Source organism: Actinoplanes sp. NPDC051859 (genome assembly GCF_044452725.1).
In the GTDB taxonomy this organism is placed as follows: Bacteria; Actinomycetota; Actinomycetes; order Mycobacteriales; family Micromonosporaceae; genus Actinoplanes.
In genome coordinates, this window is record NZ_JBITBX010000005.1 from 587,647 (window position 1) to 605,360 (window position 17,714).

17 protein-coding genes are annotated in these 17,714 nt (G+C 70.2%); all 17 read right to left on the reverse strand.

The features are described from left to right. Positions 1 to 20 precede the first annotated feature (20 nt). The 17 genes from ACIA1L_RS16755 to ACIA1L_RS16835 all read right to left on the reverse strand — a co-directional run bounded on the left by ACIA1L_RS16755 (position 21) and on the right by ACIA1L_RS16835 (position 17,584). Positions 21 to 485, reverse strand: coding sequence for an SRPBCC family protein (locus ACIA1L_RS16755; protein ID WP_396073593.1), 465 nt, complete (start codon positions 483 to 485; stop codon positions 21 to 23). Continuing rightward, complete coding sequence (locus ACIA1L_RS16760; protein ID WP_396073594.1) at positions 482 to 817, reverse strand: ArsR/SmtB family transcription factor; 336 nt, start codon at positions 815 to 817, stop codon at positions 482 to 484. Before ACIA1L_RS16760 ends, ACIA1L_RS16755 begins: the two co-directional genes overlap by 4 nt. A 105-nt stretch (positions 818 to 922) precedes the next feature. Continuing rightward, the gene (locus tag ACIA1L_RS16765; RefSeq protein WP_396073595.1) at positions 923 to 1,051 is read right to left on the reverse strand and encodes a hypothetical protein; all 129 of its coding nucleotides are present in this window, start codon (positions 1,049 to 1,051) and stop codon (positions 923 to 925) included. A gap of 71 nt (positions 1,052 to 1,122) precedes the next feature. Beyond that, positions 1,123 to 1,956, reverse strand: a complete 834-nt coding sequence (locus ACIA1L_RS16770; protein ID WP_396073596.1) for a hypothetical protein — start codon at positions 1,954 to 1,956, stop codon at positions 1,123 to 1,125. A 76-nt stretch (positions 1,957 to 2,032) separates the two neighbouring features. Continuing rightward, positions 2,033 to 3,019, reverse strand: coding sequence for a quinone oxidoreductase family protein (locus ACIA1L_RS16775; RefSeq protein WP_396073597.1), 987 nt, complete (start codon positions 3,017 to 3,019; stop codon positions 2,033 to 2,035). A gap of 85 nt (positions 3,020 to 3,104) precedes the next feature. Then, on the reverse strand, positions 3,105 to 4,154 hold the full coding sequence (locus tag ACIA1L_RS16780; RefSeq protein ID WP_396073598.1) for a branched-chain amino acid transaminase: 1,050 nt from the start codon (positions 4,152 to 4,154) through the stop codon (positions 3,105 to 3,107). Continuing rightward, positions 4,154 to 4,825 carry an HAD family hydrolase gene (locus tag ACIA1L_RS16785; RefSeq protein ID WP_396073599.1) on the reverse strand — a complete coding sequence of 224 codons (672 nt, stop codon included), beginning with the start codon at positions 4,823 to 4,825 and terminating at the stop codon, positions 4,154 to 4,156. Before ACIA1L_RS16785 ends, ACIA1L_RS16780 begins: the two co-directional genes overlap by 1 nt. A 4-nt stretch (positions 4,826 to 4,829) precedes the next feature. Continuing rightward, on the reverse strand, positions 4,830 to 6,197 hold the full coding sequence (locus tag ACIA1L_RS16790; protein WP_396073600.1) for a D-arabinono-1,4-lactone oxidase: 1,368 nt from the start codon (positions 6,195 to 6,197) through the stop codon (positions 4,830 to 4,832). Next, entirely contained in the window at positions 6,194 to 7,075 is an 882-nt protein-coding gene (locus ACIA1L_RS16795; RefSeq protein WP_396073601.1) for an SDR family oxidoreductase, read from the reverse strand. Before ACIA1L_RS16795 ends, ACIA1L_RS16790 begins: the two co-directional genes overlap by 4 nt. A gap of 8 nt (positions 7,076 to 7,083) precedes the next feature. Next, complete coding sequence (locus ACIA1L_RS16800; protein ID WP_396073602.1) at positions 7,084 to 7,758, reverse strand: RraA family protein; 675 nt, start codon at positions 7,756 to 7,758, stop codon at positions 7,084 to 7,086. 28 nt (positions 7,759 to 7,786) lie between these two features. Continuing rightward, positions 7,787 to 9,733, reverse strand: coding sequence for a transketolase C-terminal domain-containing protein (locus ACIA1L_RS16805; protein ID WP_396073603.1), 1,947 nt, complete (start codon positions 9,731 to 9,733; stop codon positions 7,787 to 7,789). 34 nt (positions 9,734 to 9,767) lie between these two features. Then, positions 9,768 to 10,562 carry an SDR family oxidoreductase gene (locus ACIA1L_RS16810; RefSeq protein ID WP_396073604.1) on the reverse strand — a complete coding sequence of 265 codons (795 nt, stop codon included), beginning with the start codon at positions 10,560 to 10,562 and terminating at the stop codon, positions 9,768 to 9,770. Next, positions 10,552 to 11,652 carry an N-acetylneuraminate synthase family protein gene (locus ACIA1L_RS16815; protein ID WP_396073605.1) on the reverse strand — a complete coding sequence of 367 codons (1,101 nt, stop codon included), beginning with the start codon at positions 11,650 to 11,652 and terminating at the stop codon, positions 10,552 to 10,554. The genes ACIA1L_RS16810 and ACIA1L_RS16815 overlap by 11 nt, the downstream gene beginning before the upstream one ends. Before the next feature lie 676 nt (positions 11,653 to 12,328). Continuing rightward, positions 12,329 to 13,660, reverse strand: a complete 1,332-nt coding sequence (locus tag ACIA1L_RS16820) for a hypothetical protein (RefSeq protein ID WP_396073606.1) — start codon at positions 13,658 to 13,660, stop codon at positions 12,329 to 12,331. Further along, positions 13,657 to 15,036 carry a hypothetical protein gene (locus ACIA1L_RS16825; protein WP_396073607.1) on the reverse strand — a complete coding sequence of 460 codons (1,380 nt, stop codon included), beginning with the start codon at positions 15,034 to 15,036 and terminating at the stop codon, positions 13,657 to 13,659. The genes ACIA1L_RS16820 and ACIA1L_RS16825 overlap by 4 nt, the downstream gene beginning before the upstream one ends. Next, complete coding sequence (locus ACIA1L_RS16830) at positions 15,033 to 16,334, reverse strand: MFS transporter (RefSeq protein ID WP_396073608.1); 1,302 nt, start codon at positions 16,332 to 16,334, stop codon at positions 15,033 to 15,035. The genes ACIA1L_RS16825 and ACIA1L_RS16830 overlap by 4 nt, the downstream gene beginning before the upstream one ends. Continuing rightward, positions 16,331 to 17,584 (reverse strand): ATP-grasp domain-containing protein, encoded by a 1,254-nt coding sequence (locus ACIA1L_RS16835; protein ID WP_396073609.1) that lies wholly within the window; start codon positions 17,582 to 17,584, stop codon positions 16,331 to 16,333. The genes ACIA1L_RS16830 and ACIA1L_RS16835 overlap by 4 nt, the downstream gene beginning before the upstream one ends. Positions 17,585 to 17,714 lie beyond the last annotated feature (130 nt).

Below are 17,714 nucleotides of genomic sequence, written 5' to 3' on the forward strand. Positions count from 1 at the left end.
AGATCGACTCTAGTCCAGTCTCAGCGGGTGAGCTTGGCGAGGTAGGCGTCCAGCGCGGCGTAGCTCTGCTCGGCGCCGGACTCCATGCCCGACTCGATCATGCCGTCCCGGTCAGCCTGGTTCGAGAACGTCGTCGTGCTGGTCACCGTGGTCTTGCCGTCCTGCTCGGTGAACACGTACCGCTCGACGGCGACGTGGCCGGCCATCGGCTCGTATTCGAAGGTCCAGGTGAACGTGTCCGGCGCCTCGATGGCCCGGAACTCGCCCCGGAACGCGTGCTGCTGGCCGTCTGCGGTCTCCACGAAGCGCCAGGTCCCGCCGACCCGGAAGTCGATGGTCACGTCGAGCGGGTTGCCCCGGCCCCACCAGTGCGCAATGTGCTCGGCCTGGGTGTGCGCAGCAAAGACCAGATCTTTGGGCGCGTCGAACGAGCGGCTCATGACGAGTTCGGTGTCGGACGGAGTGCTGATGGCGATGGTGCTCACGGCTTCGTCTCCTTCTGCAGATCGTCAAGGTAGTCACCCAGAGCGTCGTAGCGTTGCTCCCAGAGTCGCCGGTATTGCGCGACCCAGCCCGAGATTTCCCGCAGCGGGGCGGGCTCGATCCGCACCCGCCGCCACTGGGCTTCGCGGGTCCGCACGATCAGACCGGCGCGCTCCAACACGTTGAGGTGCTTGGAGATCGCCTGGGCGCTGATCGGGAACGGGGCACCCAGCTCAGCGACCGTCGCGTCGCCCTGCGCCAGCCGGGCGAGAATCGCCCGCCGGGTCGGGTCGGCGAGGGCGGCGAAGACGCCGCTGATGGGATCCGCTGTCATTGCTCTCAACCACCTGATTTATCAACCACTCGGTTTATCAACCGATAGGTTGAGACTACGCCGCGAGCATCGGATGTCAAGCGGGTCGGGCAGGTTTGCGCACGCCTACCGGGTGCCGCGGATCAGGCGAAACGAACGGTGGATGTGCACCACCCACACCGTGACCAGCTCACGAGCCACCTCGCGGCGGGTCTGCGGCTTGTCATCGACGGTCCACCGGCTGATCGGCACCATGCATCCCAGCCTGGCCCACCCCGGCAGCCGAGCGGTCACCCTTCGGCTGCAGGCCGGGAGCAGCAGCCAGGTCAGCCGCTGCGGTGGTGCCGACGGACGAAGGTGAAGCCGGGTGCCAGCGGCTCGTCCTCGACGACCCGCTCGTGCAGGGTGACCTGCTTTTCGGAGGCCTGCGCACCGGGCGGCAACTTCCGGACGAAGCCGTTGACCCAGTGGTCCTGGCGGTCGTCCTGCTCCCGCGGAGCCGGCTCGACCATCGGCGCGTAGAACACCATCTCCGCGGTCTTCTGCCCCTCGACGGCGGGATAGGCCGGATAACCGGACGAGTCGATGCCACCGGTCAACCGGGTCAGAAACCCCTCGCGGATCAGCTGATCGATCGCGTTGCGGAGCAGGAAAGCACCGCGGGCGCCGCGGCCGAGACCGCAATGTGCGGCGAGGTCAGCCTCGGCGAGCACCGCGCTCCCGTCCTCGAGTACGCGCCCACGCCGGCGCACCGCCGCCAGCACTTTGGCCCGGTTGGAATCGTCCGCGTCGTACTCCCGGGTCACGACCTTGGGATCGTACTCGTGGAAGTAGGTGACGCCGTCGACCCGCAGTGGCTCGGCGAGCGCCTCGGTGCGCACGACCACGTCGTCTTTCGCGGCGCGCCACGACACGGTCACCAGCACGCCCGGCTGCAGGTCCGCCGGCCAGGTCAGCTCGCCGAACTGCCATTCGACGTCCTGACGCAGCTCACTGCGGAAGACCTGCCGCGTGGGCGTGACACCACGGTCGCGATGCTCGAGCACGACGGTGACCGCGGCGCTGTCGCGCAGCGCCTCGACACACTCCTCCGGGGCCGCGCAGACGCCGCCGTCGAGGTCAGCCCGCCAGAGGGCAAACCGCCGGGTCCCACTCTTCACATCCACCTCCGGGTGCCCGACCTTACCCGGCCGGAGCCCACCACCCACAAGGACGAGCGGGCCCGGCCCGGCGGCCTCAGTGGGGCGAGTCGGACGGTTGGAGCAGGAGTTTGCCGACCGAGCGGCGGCCGGCCAGGTCGGCGTGGGCGGCAGCGGCCTCCTCGAGGGGGTACACCTTGCCGACGTGAATCCGCAGGCGGCCGGTGGCGAGCAGGTCGAGCACCGCACCGGCCCGGGTCAGCAGCTCATGTCGCGTGGCGACGTGATGGGTCAGGCTGGGCCGGGCCAGCAGGACCGAACCCGCGGCGTTGAGGCGCTGCGGGTCGACCGGGGGAACCGCGCCGCCGGCCTGGCCGTACAGGGCGAGGGTGCCGCGCGGGCGCAACGACGCCAGGCTGGCATCAAAGGTCGGGGCGCCCACGCCGTCGTAGACGGCGGCGACGCCTTCACCGCCGGTCAGGGCACGCACGGCGGCCACCACATCGGTGTTGTCGTAGCGGATGACCTCGTCCGCACCCGCCGCCCGGGCGAGCTCTTCCTTCGCCGCGCTCGACACCGTGCCGATGACCCGGGCGCCGCGCAGCCGGCACCACTGAGTGAGGAGTTGACCCATGCCACCTGCGGCCGCATGCACCAGAACGGTGTCGCCCGGCCGCACCGGGTACGTGTCGTGGACGAGGTAGTGCGCGGTCATCCCCTGCAGCATCGCCGCAGCGGCCGTTGCGGCGTCGACACCGTCCGGGACCGGCACCGCGGCGGCAGCGGGGATGGCGACACGCTGGGCGTACCCACCGGGCTGGTTGACCCAGGCCACCCGGTCACCGACCGCCACGCCGGTCACGTCCGGGCCTGCCGCCACCACTGTTCCGGCCCCTTCGAGGCCCGGCACGAAGGGCAGCGCCACCGGATAGACGCCGGAACGCTGGTAGATGTCGATGAAGTTCACGCCGCAGGCCGCCACATCGACCGTCACCTGCCCCGAACCGGGCTCGGGAGTCGGCACCTCGGCCAGCCGCAGGACCTCCGGCCCACCCGGCTCCGACACCACGATCGCCTTGCTCATCGCGCCACCTCCCGCACTTGGGGTTTACGACCCACGACGCTCATCGTGACATCCTCAGATCGGACGACGCCGCGCACCCGGGCGCTCATCGGGGCACCTCGGTCAGCCAGCCCTGGTGCCGGTCGGAGCTGCCACGGACGAGGCGGGTGTATTCGGCGGTCAAGCGCCGGGTCACCGGGCCGGGGGTGCCGGCACCGACGGTCAGGCCATCCACCACGGTGATCGGCAGGATCTCCCAGGCGGTGCCCATGAAGAACAGCTCGTCGGCGAGGTAAAGCTCGCTGCGGTCCACCTCCCGCTCCACCACCGTCTCCCCCAGTTCACCGAGCAGGGTGATCGCGGTGTCACGGGTGATGCTCTCCAGGACGCCGCTGGTCAGCGACGGGGTGATCACCGTGCCGTTGCGGACCAACGCGATGCAGGCGCCCGGGCCTTCGCTGACCTTGTGCCGTTCGTTGAGCAGGATCGGCCAGTCGTGGCCGTTCTCCCGCGCCTCCATCATCGCCAGCCGGCCGTTGTGGTAGTTCGAGAACGCCTTCACCCGGGGCGGCATCGAGGCGTCGCTGACCCGCTGCCAGGAGCTCACCCCGGCCCGGCAGCCGCCACCCGTGTCCAACCGGGCGCGGAACGGCCAACTGTCGACGACCACCTCGCAGGCCGAGCCGGCCGGCACCATCTGCTCACGGATCAGCCCGCTGGGAAACGCCCAGGGCCGGACGTACGCGTCCTCGATGTAACGGTTGACCCGCAGCAGGTCCAGCACCGCGGCTTTGAGCTGCGCAAAGTCGTACGGCAGTGCGAGCCGGCAGATCCGGGCAGAGTCGAACAGCCGACGCAGATGCTCGTCCAGTCGAAACAGCAGCAGCCGCTCCCCGTCGTCCGCGCGGTACGCCTTGATCCCCTCGAAGATCGCGGCGGTGGACGCGTGCCCCACAGCGTTGACATGGATGCGAGCCTGCTCCCAGGGCACCAGCTCCCCGCTGCGCCAGATCCACTCCGGATGTTCGGCGGCCGGGCTGGCGAGCGAGTCCAGTGCTGCGGTCGCCGCCGGAGGGTCGAGGTGCTCGCGGTCGGGTCCGCCGAGCATGGCGGGACCTGCGGGGGCAACGGTGGGCACCGCGGCGGGGACGTTCATCAGATCACCGTTCCTGCGAATCTGCCCAGGCGGGCGTCGAGCGGGAAATCCCGCAGGCTGGCGCGGATCTCATCCGCGCGGGAGAGGTCGGCGTGCGTACCCACCGCGTTGCGGACGGCTACGCAGTAGATGCCGGCGGTGGTCGCGGCACGGACACCGGACTCAGAATCTTCGAAGGCCACGGTGTCTGCGGCCGCCACCTCGTGACGCAGCAGGGCCAGCTCGTACAGATCCGGGGCGGGCTTGTGCCGGGGCGTGTCGTCGCCGGTGACCACCGAGTCGAACCAGTGCCGCAGGCCGAGTCGGTCCAGGTGGGGACCCACCCAGTCCCGCCGCGAGCTGGACACCAGCCCGAGCTGCAGCCCGGCGGCATGGCCGGCCGCCAGCAACGCCTCCACACCGGGACGGGCTGGTTCGGTGGCACACAGCTCGCGCTTGCGGCGCAGGCGAGCGACCCGCAGCGACTCGGCTACCGGCCGGCCGAGCCGCGTAGCCAGGTCGGCGACGGCCACCTGCTCACCGTCCGAGCGGCCGGCCATCGCGGCCCACACCTCGGCGGGTAGACCGTGGCCCAGGAGCCCTTGATACACCTCGTCCCAGGAACGGTGGGCAGCTCGCTCGGTGTCACAGATCAGGCCATCGAAGTCGAACAGCAGCAGGCGCAACGCCATCGGTTCAGCCACCATCCCGGATGGGCGCGGCGAGGGTCAGCGTGGACAACTCCGCCGGGATGCGGACCGGGCCGAGGACGCGGTCGGTGTAGTCGCTGGCGAACATTCCGGTCGGGTCGAGAGCTGCACGGACCTGCTGGAACAACTCCCACTCGGGGTAGCGCGGCGCGAGGACCTCCGCGGTGGCCGTGTGCGCCTTGCCCCAGTGCGGGCGTCCGCCGTGGTCGCGCAGGACCGGTTCGATGGCGCGTAACAGCTCGACCTGTCCGGCCGTACGCGGAACGGTCAGGTTGACGTAGCCGGTGCGGCGCCCGTACGCGGGGCTGAGTGGTGCATCGTCGCCGGCGCCGACCCGGACCAACACCGAGTAGGGCGAGTAGGCACCGGTCCGGCGCAGGGTGCGGCGCAGGGCGCGCAGCGCGTCGGCAGTGGTGTCGAGTGGCAGGGCGTGTTCCAGGGCGAGGAACTTGACCGGCTGCGGGAACGTGAACACCCGGTGGCTGGCGTCGACGTATTCCGCCGGCGGTCGGGCGGGCAGCAGACTGCGCCCCTTGAGCCACGGCACGGCCCGGGCGTCGGCGCGACCCGCGAGGCCGATGAGGCCGCAGCGCACCTCGTCGATCGTGGTCGCGTACCGGCGGCGGACCGCGTCGCGGCTGGGTAGGGCGGGCGTGACGTGCAGGGCGCGCAGCCCGGCCCGGTCCTGCCACGGCAGCCAACTGAAGGCGACGTGATCGGCCTCGGCGGCCCACGCGGTGAACCCGTCCAGAACGGCGTCCAGCGGTTCGGTGCGCTGACTCACCCGCAACCGGAACTGGGGTACGCAGCGCAGCGTGACGGTGCTGAGGATCCCGAGGGTGCCGAGCGCGGTCCGGGCGCAGCGGAACTCGTCGGGTGAGGACTCCGCGTCGAGCGTACGCACCGCGCCGGCGGCCGTGATCAGCCGGAGCCGGATGATCTGCGAGGACAGCGGCGCGTGGGCGAGCCCGGAGCCGTGGTTGCCGGTGGAGACCGCGCCGGCCACGGTCTGTTCGGCCAGCGTGCCGATGTTGGCGAGGGCGAGGCCGTGCCGGTCCAGCGTTTCGGCGAGTTCACCGACGGTCGTGCCGCCGCGGACGGTGACCTCGCCGGCCGCGGCGTCCACCGAGTGGACGCCGCGGTATCGGGAGAGGTCGAGCAGGATGCCCTCGGTGCAGGCCAGGGCGTTGAAGGAGTGGCCGGAGCCGGCGGCGCGGACGGGGAGCCCACGCTCGCCGGCGGCCCGGATCGCCCGCACGATCTCGTCCTCCGAGGTCGGTGTGACCAGGCTGGCCGGGGTGCACCGGACCGTGCCCGACCACGTCTGCCAGCGCACGGCACCGGGCGCGGTCACCGCCGATCCCCTTGCAGGACCGAGCGGTGGAACCGGTCCACCGCGTCCTGCCAGTGCGGCAGGGTCCAGCCCAGCTCACGCAGCCGGTCGGTGTTGAGGGTGGAGTCCACCGGCCGCCCGCCGAGAAAACCCCATTCGGCGAGGGGCACCGCCTTCGGGGTGGGCGCACCCGGCAGGCGGGCGGTGAGGTACTCGCCGACCTGGTGCCAGCTCGCCGAGCCCTGGTTTGTCACATGGATCGTGCCGGTGACGCCCTCGCCCCGGGCCAGCAGGAACGCCAATGCACGCGCCAGATCGACGGTGTACGTCGGCGCGCTGAACTGGTCGTCGATCAGCCGGGAGACCTCGCCGCGGCGGGCGTGGCCGATGATCGAGAGCACCTGGTCCAGGCGTTCGTCGACGCCGCCGAACAGCCACGAGGTGCGGACTGTCAGGTGGTCGTCGAGCAGGGCGGCCAGCCGTTCACCGGCGACTTTGGTGAGGCCGTACACGCTTTGTGGGTTGGGTAGGTCGTCTTCGCGGTAACCACCGGGTGGGGTGTCCTTGCCGTCGAAGACGTAGTCGCTGGAGATGTAGACGAGGCGGCTGCCGTTGCGCGCGCAGGCCTCGACGATGTTGCGAACGCCGGCGATGTTGACCCGCAACGCGAGTTTAGGGTCGAGCTCCAGGTCGTCCACGATGGCGTGCGCTGCGGTGTGGACCACGACGTCGGGCTTGAAGGCGTCCACAGAGGCGCGGACGGCCGCGGCGTCCGCGATGTCGAAGTCGCGCACCGAGACACCGCGGACCTCCCAGTCCGCGGTTTCCGGGTGCTCGGCCAGGGCGGCGGTGAGGGCGGTGCCGAGCATGCCGTCGGCACCGGTCAGATAGAGACGCACGGGTCGGCTCACAGGTGCCCGAACTCGGTGAGCAGGTCGCTCACGGACGCCCCGGACTGGATCTTCTCGCGAACGATCCGCTCCTTGCCGATCTGATGCCGGGTGCCCTCGAGGACGTCCTCCGCCAGCGCCGGCGGCACCACGGCGAGGCCGTTCTCGTCCGCGACGATGATGTCGCCCGGGTTGATCACCTGGCCGCCAACCACGATCGGCACGTTGACCTGCACCGGCTCGGTGCGGTTGTGCACCGCCGTGGGCGACGGGCGCGGAACGGTGCCGCGGTACCAGAGTGGGAAGTTCAGGTCGCGGATCTCGTCGACGTCGCGGACGAAGCCGTCGATGATGCCGGCGGCAACCCCGGCCTTCAGCGACAGCGTCGACATCAGACCGCCCCACATGGCGGTCAGCGGCGAGCCGTGCGCGGCCACCACGATGATGTCGCCGGGCTGGGCCGTGGCGAGCACCGGCATGGTGTCGACCAGGTCGTCGATGGACAGGTTGACGGTCAGCGCGGGCCCGGCCACCTTGTGCTCATGCCGGACCGTCTGGAAGCCGCCGATGGCGCCGACCCGGCGGCGGGCATCGGTGACCAGGCAGCTCGGGCTGTATTCGGCCAGCACCTCGCGGAACTGGTCGACGATCTCCTGCGGCGGGCGGCGCAGCTCGTTGTGGATGGTCTCCATGAGGGGTCTCCTAAATCAAAGAAGGGGATCAGTGCCGCAAGGTCACGTCGAACGGTCCGGGCTCGGACTTCCCGGCCACTTCCGCGCGTACGGCGTCGGCCAGCTGCGCCGCGCTCAGGCCGTGTGCGTGCAGCGCCTCGGCGGGGGTGCCACAGCGGGGCACCTCGGTGATGCCGATGCCCCGGAACGCGGGCGGGTCGGTCAGCCGCAGCTCGGCGAGCGTGCGGGCGAGCACGTCGGCCTGGCCGCCGCGGACAAAGTGGTTCTCCACGACGATCAGCTGCTCGGCGCGCTCGGCCAGGTCGGTGAGCCACTGCGGGTCCACCCGGTTGAGCCAGGGCAGCTCGACCACGGTGAGGTCGACGCCGTCCGCGGCCAGCAGCTCGGCGGCGCCCAGCAGCTCACCCAGGACGGTCGGTCCGGAGCCGATCGCCACGACCGGCCCACCGGCGCGCAGCACCCGGCCGCGGCCGAGTTCGAGCGGCTCGGCGCCCAGGGCGTCCACCGATGCCGGGACAGGCGCGGTGACCAGTCGCAGGTAGACGCTGAGCGGTGTCGCCACGCAGAAGTCCACCGCGGCGCGGGTCTCGGCCGCGTTGGCCGGTTCCAGCACGACCAGGTCGGGTACGGCCCCGAGCGCGCTGACGTCCCGGACGGCCTGGTGGGAATGCCCCGGCGCGGCCGGAAGCAGCCCGGCGAGGGAGCCCACGTAGACGACCTTGCGGCCCTCGGTGGCGTTGTTGTAGATCTGCTCGTTGGGCCGGGCGTGCAGGAAGCACGAGAACGAGTGCACGAACGGCAGCAGACCCCGGTAGGCGAGCCCACCGGCCATCGACACCATGTCCTGCTCGGCGATGCCGCACTCCACGAACCGGTCCGGGTACGCCTGCGAGAACGGGATCAGCCCGGTGTCGAGGACCAGGTCGGCGTCGAACGCGACGATCCGGTCGTCCGTGGCGGCCTTGGCGACGAGCGCTTCGCCGTACACTTCGGGCAGTCGGGGTCCGGTCGAAGCCGGCTTCGGGTCGGCCGGGGCGGCCTCGGTGAGGGTGAGTGGCGCCAGGCCCGCGGCTTGCAGGATTTCCTCGGCCGCGGTGACCAGCTCGGCGTGGGCGCTGGCGTAGTCCGCGGGCGACGGCGCCCCGCTGTGAAAGAGGTAACGCCACTCGTCGGCGCCCATCGAGGTCGCGGCGAAGGTGCGGCAGCCGGCGCCCTTCACCGTGTCGGCGATGATCACGGCGGGTCGGTCCGGGTAGGACTCCGCCCGCTCCCGGCAGGTCTCCTGCAGAGCCGCGACGTCGTTGCCGTCGCAGCGCAGCACGGCCCAGCCGAAGCTCGCGAACTTCGCCGCCAGGTCGCCGAGGTCGTTGACGTCGGCCACCCAGGTGTCGGACTGGATCTTGTTGTGGTCGACCACGACCGTCAGCTCGCCCATGTCCCGGTGCGCGGCCGAGGCCAGCGACTCCCAGTTCTGGCCCTCCTGCAGCTCGCCGTCGCCGGTCAGCACGAACACCCGGCGCCGGGTGCCGAGCAGCCGGTCGGCCAGGATCACGCCCTTGGCCTTGGCGATGCCCATGCCGAGCGAGCCGGTGTTGAACGGCATGTGCGGGGTGTGCACGTCCGGGTGGCCGGGCAGCCCATCGATCCGGCGCAGCCGGTGCACCAGGTCCTCGTCCAGCAGGCCGATGCCGATCAGGGCGGCGTACAGGCCGGGGGCGTCGTGGCCCTTGGACGAGAAGTAGAGGTCGCCGGTGTCCGTGCCGGGCTCCCGCAGCTCGTTCAGGTAGAGCCAGCTCACCACGTCGGCGGCGCTCATGCTGGAGCCGAGGTGCCCGGAGCCGGCCCGGGTCACCATGTAGAGGATGTTGATCCGGGTCAGGCCTGCGAACGCGCGGGTCCGGGTGACCGGGTCGTCGATGCCGTCGAGGGCCCGGCGGATCTCCGCGACCGGAACCCAGCGCAGCGGCGTTGTCATGTTTCCTCCGGAGTTCGAAGCACCGTCAGGGGTGTCACCAGGCGACATAGCCGCCGTCCACGAGCAGCTCGCCGCCGGTGACGTACCGGCTCATGCCGGACGCGAGGAAAAGCAGGGGGCCGGTCAGATCGGCCTCGGTCGCCATCCGCTGCAGCGGCACCCGGGCGGTGAACTTCGCCCGGAATGCCGGATCCTGGTCGCCCAGGACGCCGCCCGGCGACAGCGTGTTGACCCGCACTCCTGCCGGACCCCACATCGCGGCGAGATAGCGGGTCAGTGCAGCCACCGCGGCCTTCGACATGCCGTACGCGGGTGGCTTGAGGAACGGTGGGTCGAGGTCGATGTGGTCGTAGTAGCGGGGGTCGGGCGCGACGCCGCCGTACAGCGAGCCGATGTTGACGACCGAGCCACGACCGGCCGCGGCCATGGCGGTGCCGAAGACCTGACAGACCCGCAGCACACCGAGGGCGTTGACGTCGAGCACCGCGCCGGACAACTGCTCCGGCACGTCCGCGAACAGCCAGCTTCCCCCGACGGCGGACGGTGGTTTGTCGATGCCGGCGTTGTTGACCAGGATCGTCGGGGTGCCGCACCGGCGGACCGTCTCCGCCAGCGCAGCCTCGAGGCTGTCTCGGTCCGTCACGTCACCGCGCAGGCCTACGTACCGGCCGGCGCCATCGTGTTCCTTGACCGCGACCGGCGTCTCGTCGCCGAGGTCGAGGCCGACCACGGCCGCCCCCGCATCGAGCAGTGCGGTGGCCCAGATCCCGCCGAGGCGGCCGCCGACACCCGTGACGACGGCCACCTCCCCGGAAAGATCAATCCGCACCGTGGTCCGCTCCCGCCGCGGCACCCGCACGCACCGGCTCGGCCAGCATCGCCGGCTCGAAACCGGTGTCCTCGCCGATGCCGATGCGCAGCGCCCGGCCGATGACCTCGTCGAGCTGGTACGGCTTCATGCCGTCACCCGGCGACTTGCACAGCACGTCCTGCTCGGTGAGCACATGCCCCGCCGGGAGGTCCCGCGCGGCGACCAGCTTCTTGCCCATCTTGCGGACAGCCTTGGCCTCGGTCTCGCTGCGCTGCTTGGCCGGCTCGCCCAGCGCCTCGCGGGTCCGCCGCAGACCCTCGGTCAGCTCGGCGAGCTGCGGGCCGTCGAGCGAGAAGTGGTGGTCGCTGCCGGGCCGCGAGTGGTCCAGCGTGAAGTGCTTCTCGATCACCCGGGCGCCCTGGGCGTACGCGATCCAGCTGAGCTCCGGGCCGAGGTCGTGGCCGGAGAAGCCGATCACCGTGTCCGGGTACTCCTCGCGGTAGGTGCCGATCACCTTCAGGTGCAGGTCGGACGGGGAGGCCGGGTAGACCGCCGTGCACTGCAGCAGGGCGAGGTCGGGCTGGATCGGCAGGATCGTGTCGCAGGCCCGCCGCACCTCCTCCATCGTCGCGCCGCCCGTGCTGAGGATCAGCGGCTTGCCGGACTTCGCGGCGTACGCCAACAGCGGGGTGTTGGTGACGTCCGCCGACGCGATCTTGATGGCGGGCAGGTCCAGGTCGACCAGGAAGTCCACGCTGCGCTGGTCGAACGCGGTGGAGAGGAAGTGGATGCCCAGATCGGCTGCGAGGGCGACCAGGTGGGCGTACTCGGTGCGACCGAACTCCAGCGCCTCGCGGTGCGCACCATAGGTCGGGCCGTAGCTGTTGCGGCCGGTGTAGGGCTCGTTGTACATCGCCTTCGTGAACAGCGAACGGTTGTCCCGCTTCTGCAGTTTCGCAGCGTGCGCGCCGGCGGCCGCGGCCTGCCGGAACAGCTCTTCAGCCTTGTCGAGGCTGCCCTCGTGATTGTGACCGATTTCCGCGATCACGTAGGCATCCGTGTCGTCAGCTATCCGGTAATCGGCAATTCTGAGCTCGCGCAACGTCATTTCCCTTCTCTGCGCGGCGAAAATGTCCTGGATATATTTCGGGCATGGCGGTATCGCCATACCGGTAATGGGCAGTTAATGGCCGTCTGCGGTATCGGCGCGGCCGGGCGGCCACACTGACCCGTGATATCGGTGACCGTCTCGGCATGGACCACTCGCGTCGCGCACGCCAGGACGTTCCGACCATCGCCCGGCCCTGGCGAGCAGGGCGACGACCGGTGCGTTCAGCAGTGCACGGGGTGCTTTCCCGCCGCCTCGGCACCACAGCTGTCCAGGCGGGCGGAGTGGGCAGCAGAACAGCCCGAAACGCCCACCGACTCGGCGGTCGGCGCCGGCGGCAGAATGGCCGACGCACCCTGGACTGCCTGTCCGACAAACGTCGCGCCATAGGCACGCACGCCAACGACCTGCATTTCTTCCAGTCCCCCTCGTGCGGCTCGGTCATATGACCGACCCTCGACCAACAGCATGCCATTCGAAGCGAAATCTGCACAGCCCTGACGGGCTCTATTGCGGGCGAGATGTCCGATCAGGCAGCAGCTCGCGCCGTTTCCAGTGGTCAGCCGGCACTTCTGTTTTCCGCAAAGAGAGATCGGTCACCTCCGATACATTGTTGCGCCTTCCACCAATTCATCCGTTAGGACGCCAGAACCGTCCGCATCGGAGCTGCGCGGCGTCAGCCGGGGTAGTAGAAGATCCCGGAAGTCTGTGCCGCCATGGTCACGCCCATGCCGATAACCGCGCCCTGCCCGGCAGGCAGGGCACGGATGTGTGATCCCGCGTAGCCCTCCGGCGTCAGGAAGCAGTCCCACACCGCGTTCCACTCCTGGTGCTCGCCCGTTGCCGGGTCGATCACCGGCTCGGGCCGGGGAACGACCCGGTGTTGCACGATGGCGCCCTGCTCAGCACCGACTCGCAACGCCTGTCGCCAATGCTCGTCGTCCACCAGCCAGCCCGCCGTGATGCCCGCCCCGCCGAAGTCGGCGCCCGGCTTCAGCATCAGCTCGCCGCGGCGCCCCGCGCACTCGTCGATCAACTCGGGGGTCATCGTGCGGGTCCAGGGCAGCACCTCGCCCACCAGACCGGCCTCCTGAGGGGTCAACTCACCCCGAGCGGCCAGATCAGCGAGCAGCGCCAGCGACGTCTTGTTGTTGAAGAGCTCGCCCGACAGCGAGGTGTACAGCGCCACGGACCCGTCAGCGTCGGCACGCAGCAGGTCCTCCACCACGCGCAGACCATCCGGGTCGTCGAGGAAGTCACCCACGCTGAAATAGCGCAGGACGACATCCACCGGCCGGTCGTGCAGGGTGACCCGGCCGCCCGCAAAGCCAATGTCGGACAACTCCCCGAGCACGACCTCCACCCCGAACCGGGCCAGCATTTCCTGGAACGACGTCGCCAGGTGCAGGTACGGCGCCATCGCCCCATTGCCGTCCACAAAGGCGACAACCGGCGCAGCCGTACCGCATACCGGCCGTGCCGCGGCGCGCAGAGCCCGGTCCACGCGGGCACCGGTGTCCACGAAGTCCAGGCCGTACTCGGCGGCGAAGTCCTTGAACGCGGGCACCTCGAGCAGGGCGGCAGAGATCTGCGCCCGGTCCATCCCGCCGAGTGCGCTGCCGATGTTGAACTCCAGCAGCCGGAACGCTTGCCCGTCGTGATAGAGGTCGGCCCGCCCGTACTGTTGCGGCCGATCGGTGAACCGGGCGAGGTAGCCGGCACGCGCGGCGTCCATGCCGACCGCGCGGCCGTAACGTTCCCGGTCGCCGCCGAAGAACCGGTCCGGTAGCGACACCAGCAGGTCGAACAGTGCGCTCATCCGCTGGGCGAAACCGTGGATCGCCACATCGCTCATGAACATCGGCCGCGGCAGGAACCGCCCCCGCATGGATTCGACCAGTGCGGGAGGCAGCTTTGCCGCCGCCATCGCGTCGAGGAGACCCCGGTCGCCGTTCGCGCAGCGCCGGAGGTACTCGGCGGTGACCGGGTCCCGCGGTGTGCCGGTCACGGCTGGGCCGCCGGGGGGCTCGTCGGGAACTGGAACACCGCAGCGTTGCGCCGACCGGGGCGGTAGCGCGGAATCTCGTCGTCGATCGGCATGGCCCGCAGGCTGGAACCGGCGTAGCCGTGCGGCGTGAAGAAGACGCCCCAGGTGGCGGCGTACTCGTCGACCACACCGGTTTCGGGGTGCACGACCCGCTCGGACCGGCGGATCACCCGACGCTGCACCAACGCGCCCTCGGTGACGCCCTCAGCAAGCGCCGCGGCCCAATCGGCGTCAGACGTGTCCCAGCCCGGCACGATCCCCATGGCTCGGAAACTGCGCTGCTGCTTGATGATCAGGTCGTCCCGGTGCTCGCGGCAGTAGTCGATCAGGTCGACGGTCTGTGAGTCGGCGTCCGTGGTGGTGTTCGCCAGCAACCGCGTCCAGGGCAGCACCCGGTCGATCAGGGCGGCCTCGTCCGGGCTGAACGCCGACCGGAGGCGGGAGTCCGACATCAAGGTCAGCGCCGCCTTGTTGTGGTAAAGCGAGCTGCGCAACGACGTCCACAGAACGACCCGGCCCTCGTCGTGAGCGCGGAACACCCGCTCAGCGGTCTCGGCCACACCGGGCTCGGTCACCATTTCGTTCTCGGTGAAATGGCGCTGGATCAGGTCGATCCGCTTGCCGTGCAGCCACAGGCGGCCGTCGCGCTCGGTGATCTCACCGATCGTGCCCATCACCACCTCGAGGCCCTGGGCAGCCATCATCTCCACGTACGACTGCGCCTGAGTGACGTACGAGCCGAAGCCGGAGTCGGACTCGACCAGGCCGAGCACCGGGTCCGCTCCCCCGGTGACTCCCTGGGCGGCCTCCCGGTACAGGTTGGCGATGTTCTCACCCATGTGCACATGAACCAGGCCGTGCTCGGCAGCGAAGTCGGCGAACGCGTCGACCTTCAGCAGCATGCGACCGATCTCGGAATAGTCGATGCCGCCCTGCGCGCTGCCGACGTTGACCTCGAGCAGGCGTAACCGCTCGCCGTCGTGGTAGGCGTCGGCCCGGCCGTACTTGGTGGGCTTGCCCGGGTAGCGGCTGAGGATCGCCGCCCGTTGCGGCTCCATGCCCAGCGTCGCGCAGTACGCGGCCACGTCACCGTCGAAAATGCGCTGCGGCACCGAGGTCAACAGGTCGAAGAAGCCCCCCAGGTCGGCGCTGAACCCGCCGATGACGTCCTCGTCGACAAACAACGGGCGCGGAAGCAGGTGACCCTCGTTGGCGGCGAGGAAGGCAGCACCGAACGGCGCCTTCGCGATCGCCTCCAGCAGGCCCCGGTCGCCCCCGAGGCACCGCTGGAGATAGTCATCCGTGACCCGGTCGGTCCTGGTAGCGGTGTCGGTCATGCTCGTTGCGTCTCCTCCGGCGCGGGCGCGCCCTCATAGGTGCTGTCGAAGGTCCTCATGGAGCGCAGGGGCGAGAACACGATGGGCAGCCACGCCACCGCGAGCCCGACGGCGGCAATCCACATCACCGTCCGGACACCGAGGAAGGTGATCAGGACGCCGGCCAGGGCGGCGGCGATCGCCTCCATGCCGTTCATGACGAACCGCATGGTCGCGTTCATCCTGCTGAGCAGGTGGTTCGGCGTCACCCGCTGACGGAAGCTGACCAGGACGACGTTGTTGTGGCCGACCCGGAAGATGATGACCGCCCAGGCGGCCGAGCCGATCCACTGCCAGGGGCCGACGTCCATCATCGGCACGAGGAAGCCGAACGGGATCCCGATCAGGCCGAGGATCCACAGGGACTGACCCGCGCCCAACCGGTCGCACACCTTCGTGGCGGTGGAGACGCCGAGCAGCACTCCGAGGCCGCCGAAGGTGAAGAAGATGCCCACCGAACCGGCGCCCAGCTCGAGCTCCCGGACGAGCAGCAACGGCGCACCCACGATGGCGAAGGTCAGGAAGAGATTGGTCAGCGCCCCGGCGGTGACGATCGGCCGCAGCAGCGGATGCCGCCACACGAACTTGATCCCCTCGCCGATCTCGGGGAACAGTCGGGAATTCTCGGGCCGCTCCGGGCGCGGCTCCCGGTGCTTCACCCCGGAGAGGAACAGAGCCGACCATGCGAAGCTCACCGCGTCGATGAGCAGGGCAATCGGCGCGGACAGGAACTGCACGACGTAGCCGGCGACGCTGGGACCGGCCAACGAACTGGTGGCCTCCACGCTGCTCAGCCTCGAGTTGGCTGGTAGCAGATTGTCCCGGCCTACCAGCGACGGCAGGTAGCTGCGCGACGCGACGTCGAAGAACACGTCGCCGACGCCGACCAGCAGCGCCACGACGTACAGCTGCTCGATGGTCAGCACGCCGAAGGCCCAGGTGAGCGGGACTGAACCGAGCGCGATCGCCCGGCCCACGTCCGCCGACACCATCACCCAGCGTTTGCGGGTGCGGTCGAGGAGGGCGCCGGCGGGCAGGCCGACGGTGAGGAACGCGACGAACTTGAGCATCCACAGAGCACCGACCTCGGCCGCGGAGGCGTCGAGGACGATCACCGCCACCAGCGGCATGGCCACGAAGGTGATCTCCGAGCCCATGTGGCTGAACGTCGCCGCGGCGAAGAGGCGGCGGAAGCCCTGGTTGCTCCAGAGCTTCTTGGACGCCTTCTGCTCCTCGTCGCGGGTGCTGGTCACTGTCATGCGGTGTGCCACTCCACGGTGTCGAGGACCTGCTCGCATCGCTCGATGGCCTGACTCGCGTCGGCCCCGGAAGCGATGACCATGCCCATGCGGATGTCCCAGCCGGTGCGGATCGGCACCACCGGGTCGCCCGGGTTCAGCGGCAACAGGACGCCGATCTCGGCCTCGGCCAGCTCCTCGAACAGACCCGGGAAGCCGAACGCCCGAGTGCCCGGCGGCACCCGGCGCACCACGGCACCCATCCGGGTCAGCTCGTCCAGCCCGCCAAGCGCGGTGAGGGTGCCGGGCGGCGGGGCGAACACCCGCAGCGCGGCCCCGCCCTGCAACGCCGGCGGTTCGGTCGGGAACTCGGTGAGTCCCAGCGCTGCCCCGAGGAACAGTCGGTTGGCGTCGAGGCCGTACGCCCGGCGTACCACCTCGGGGATGCCGAGGCCGGCCATCCGGTTGTGCGTCTCCATCAACCGCGGACCCGCGTCGGTGATCACGTATTCGGTGTGCGAGGGCCCGTCTGTCACCCCGATCGCGTCCAGTAGCCGCACGGTCAGGTCCCGCAGTGTCGCCTCGTACGGCCCGATCACCCGGGGCGGGGCGGTGATCCCCACCTCGACGAGATGGTCGTTGATGGTCTCGTCGGTCAGGCCCAGGGTCAGATGCCGGCCGTCCACCGAGAACGCCTCGACCGTGGCCAGCGGACCTTCGAGGAACTCCTCGGCGACCGCCTCGCGGTAACCGGCCGACTCCATCGCCTTCCACGCCAGCTCGGCCTCGTGCGCACCGGAGACGATGTGCACGTCGGCGCTGCCGGAGCCGTCCACGGGCTTGAGCACGATGCGTCCGAGCTCGGCGGCGAACTCGGCGGCGTCCGTGCGGCTGCGCACCAGCCGGGCTCGTACCGGATCGATGCCCTGCTCGGCCAGGATCCGGCGGACCTCGGCCTTGTTCTTGATGGTGCGGGCAGCGGACACCGGCGTGTGCGGGACGCCAAGCGCGGCGGCCACCTCGGCGGCGGGAACGGTGCCGAGGTCCGTGGTGCACAGCACCCGGTCGAACGGTCGGTCGCGGTGGAGCGGCGTCAACGCCTCGAGCACGGCGGCCGCGTCGGTCACCGGCGCGTGCACGATCCGCTCACAGTGGTCGGCGAACTCCGGCTCGTACTTGTCCGGCTCGTGGACGAGCACGACGTCGACGTCCAGTTCGCGGGCGTACTTGACGGCGTGCAGCCGCCCGCCGATCACGGCTACCCGTGGCATGGCGTTGTTCCTCTCTTCGGCGCGGTGGTCACGGTGGTCACTGGTGGACCCTCCTCTCTACGGGACTTGAGAAGGTGCCCGTGGTTAGATGCCGGTGAGAGCCGGGGTGACGGCCCGTGGTGGTCGCCCT

Coding starts and splice junctions, on each gene's coding strand:
- ACIA1L_RS16830 (WP_396073608.1), bottom strand. CDS start 16,334: ATGACAGTGACCAGCACCCGCGACGAGGAGCAGAAGGCGTCCAAGAAG.
- ACIA1L_RS16765 (WP_396073595.1), bottom strand. CDS start 1,051: ATGGTGCCGATCAGCCGGTGGACCGTCGATGACAAGCCGCAGACCCGC.
- ACIA1L_RS16775 (WP_396073597.1), bottom strand. CDS start 3,019: ATGAGCAAGGCGATCGTGGTGTCGGAGCCGGGTGGGCCGGAGGTCCTG.
- ACIA1L_RS16780 (WP_396073598.1), bottom strand. CDS start 4,154: ATGAACGTCCCCGCCGCGGTGCCCACCGTTGCCCCCGCAGGTCCCGCC.
- ACIA1L_RS16800 (WP_396073602.1), bottom strand. CDS start 7,758: ATGGAGACCATCCACAACGAGCTGCGCCGCCCGCCGCAGGAGATCGTC.
- ACIA1L_RS16835 (WP_396073609.1), bottom strand. CDS start 17,584: ATGCCACGGGTAGCCGTGATCGGCGGGCGGCTGCACGCCGTCAAGTAC.
- ACIA1L_RS16815 (WP_396073605.1), bottom strand. CDS start 11,652: ATGACGTTGCGCGAGCTCAGAATTGCCGATTACCGGATAGCTGACGAC.
- ACIA1L_RS16760 (WP_396073594.1), bottom strand. CDS start 817: ATGACAGCGGATCCCATCAGCGGCGTCTTCGCCGCCCTCGCCGACCCG.
- ACIA1L_RS16785 (WP_396073599.1), bottom strand. CDS start 4,825: ATGGCGTTGCGCCTGCTGCTGTTCGACTTCGATGGCCTGATCTGTGAC.
- ACIA1L_RS16825 (WP_396073607.1), bottom strand. CDS start 15,036: ATGACCGACACCGCTACCAGGACCGACCGGGTCACGGATGACTATCTC.
- ACIA1L_RS16805 (WP_396073603.1), bottom strand. CDS start 9,733: ATGACAACGCCGCTGCGCTGGGTTCCGGTCGCGGAGATCCGCCGGGCC.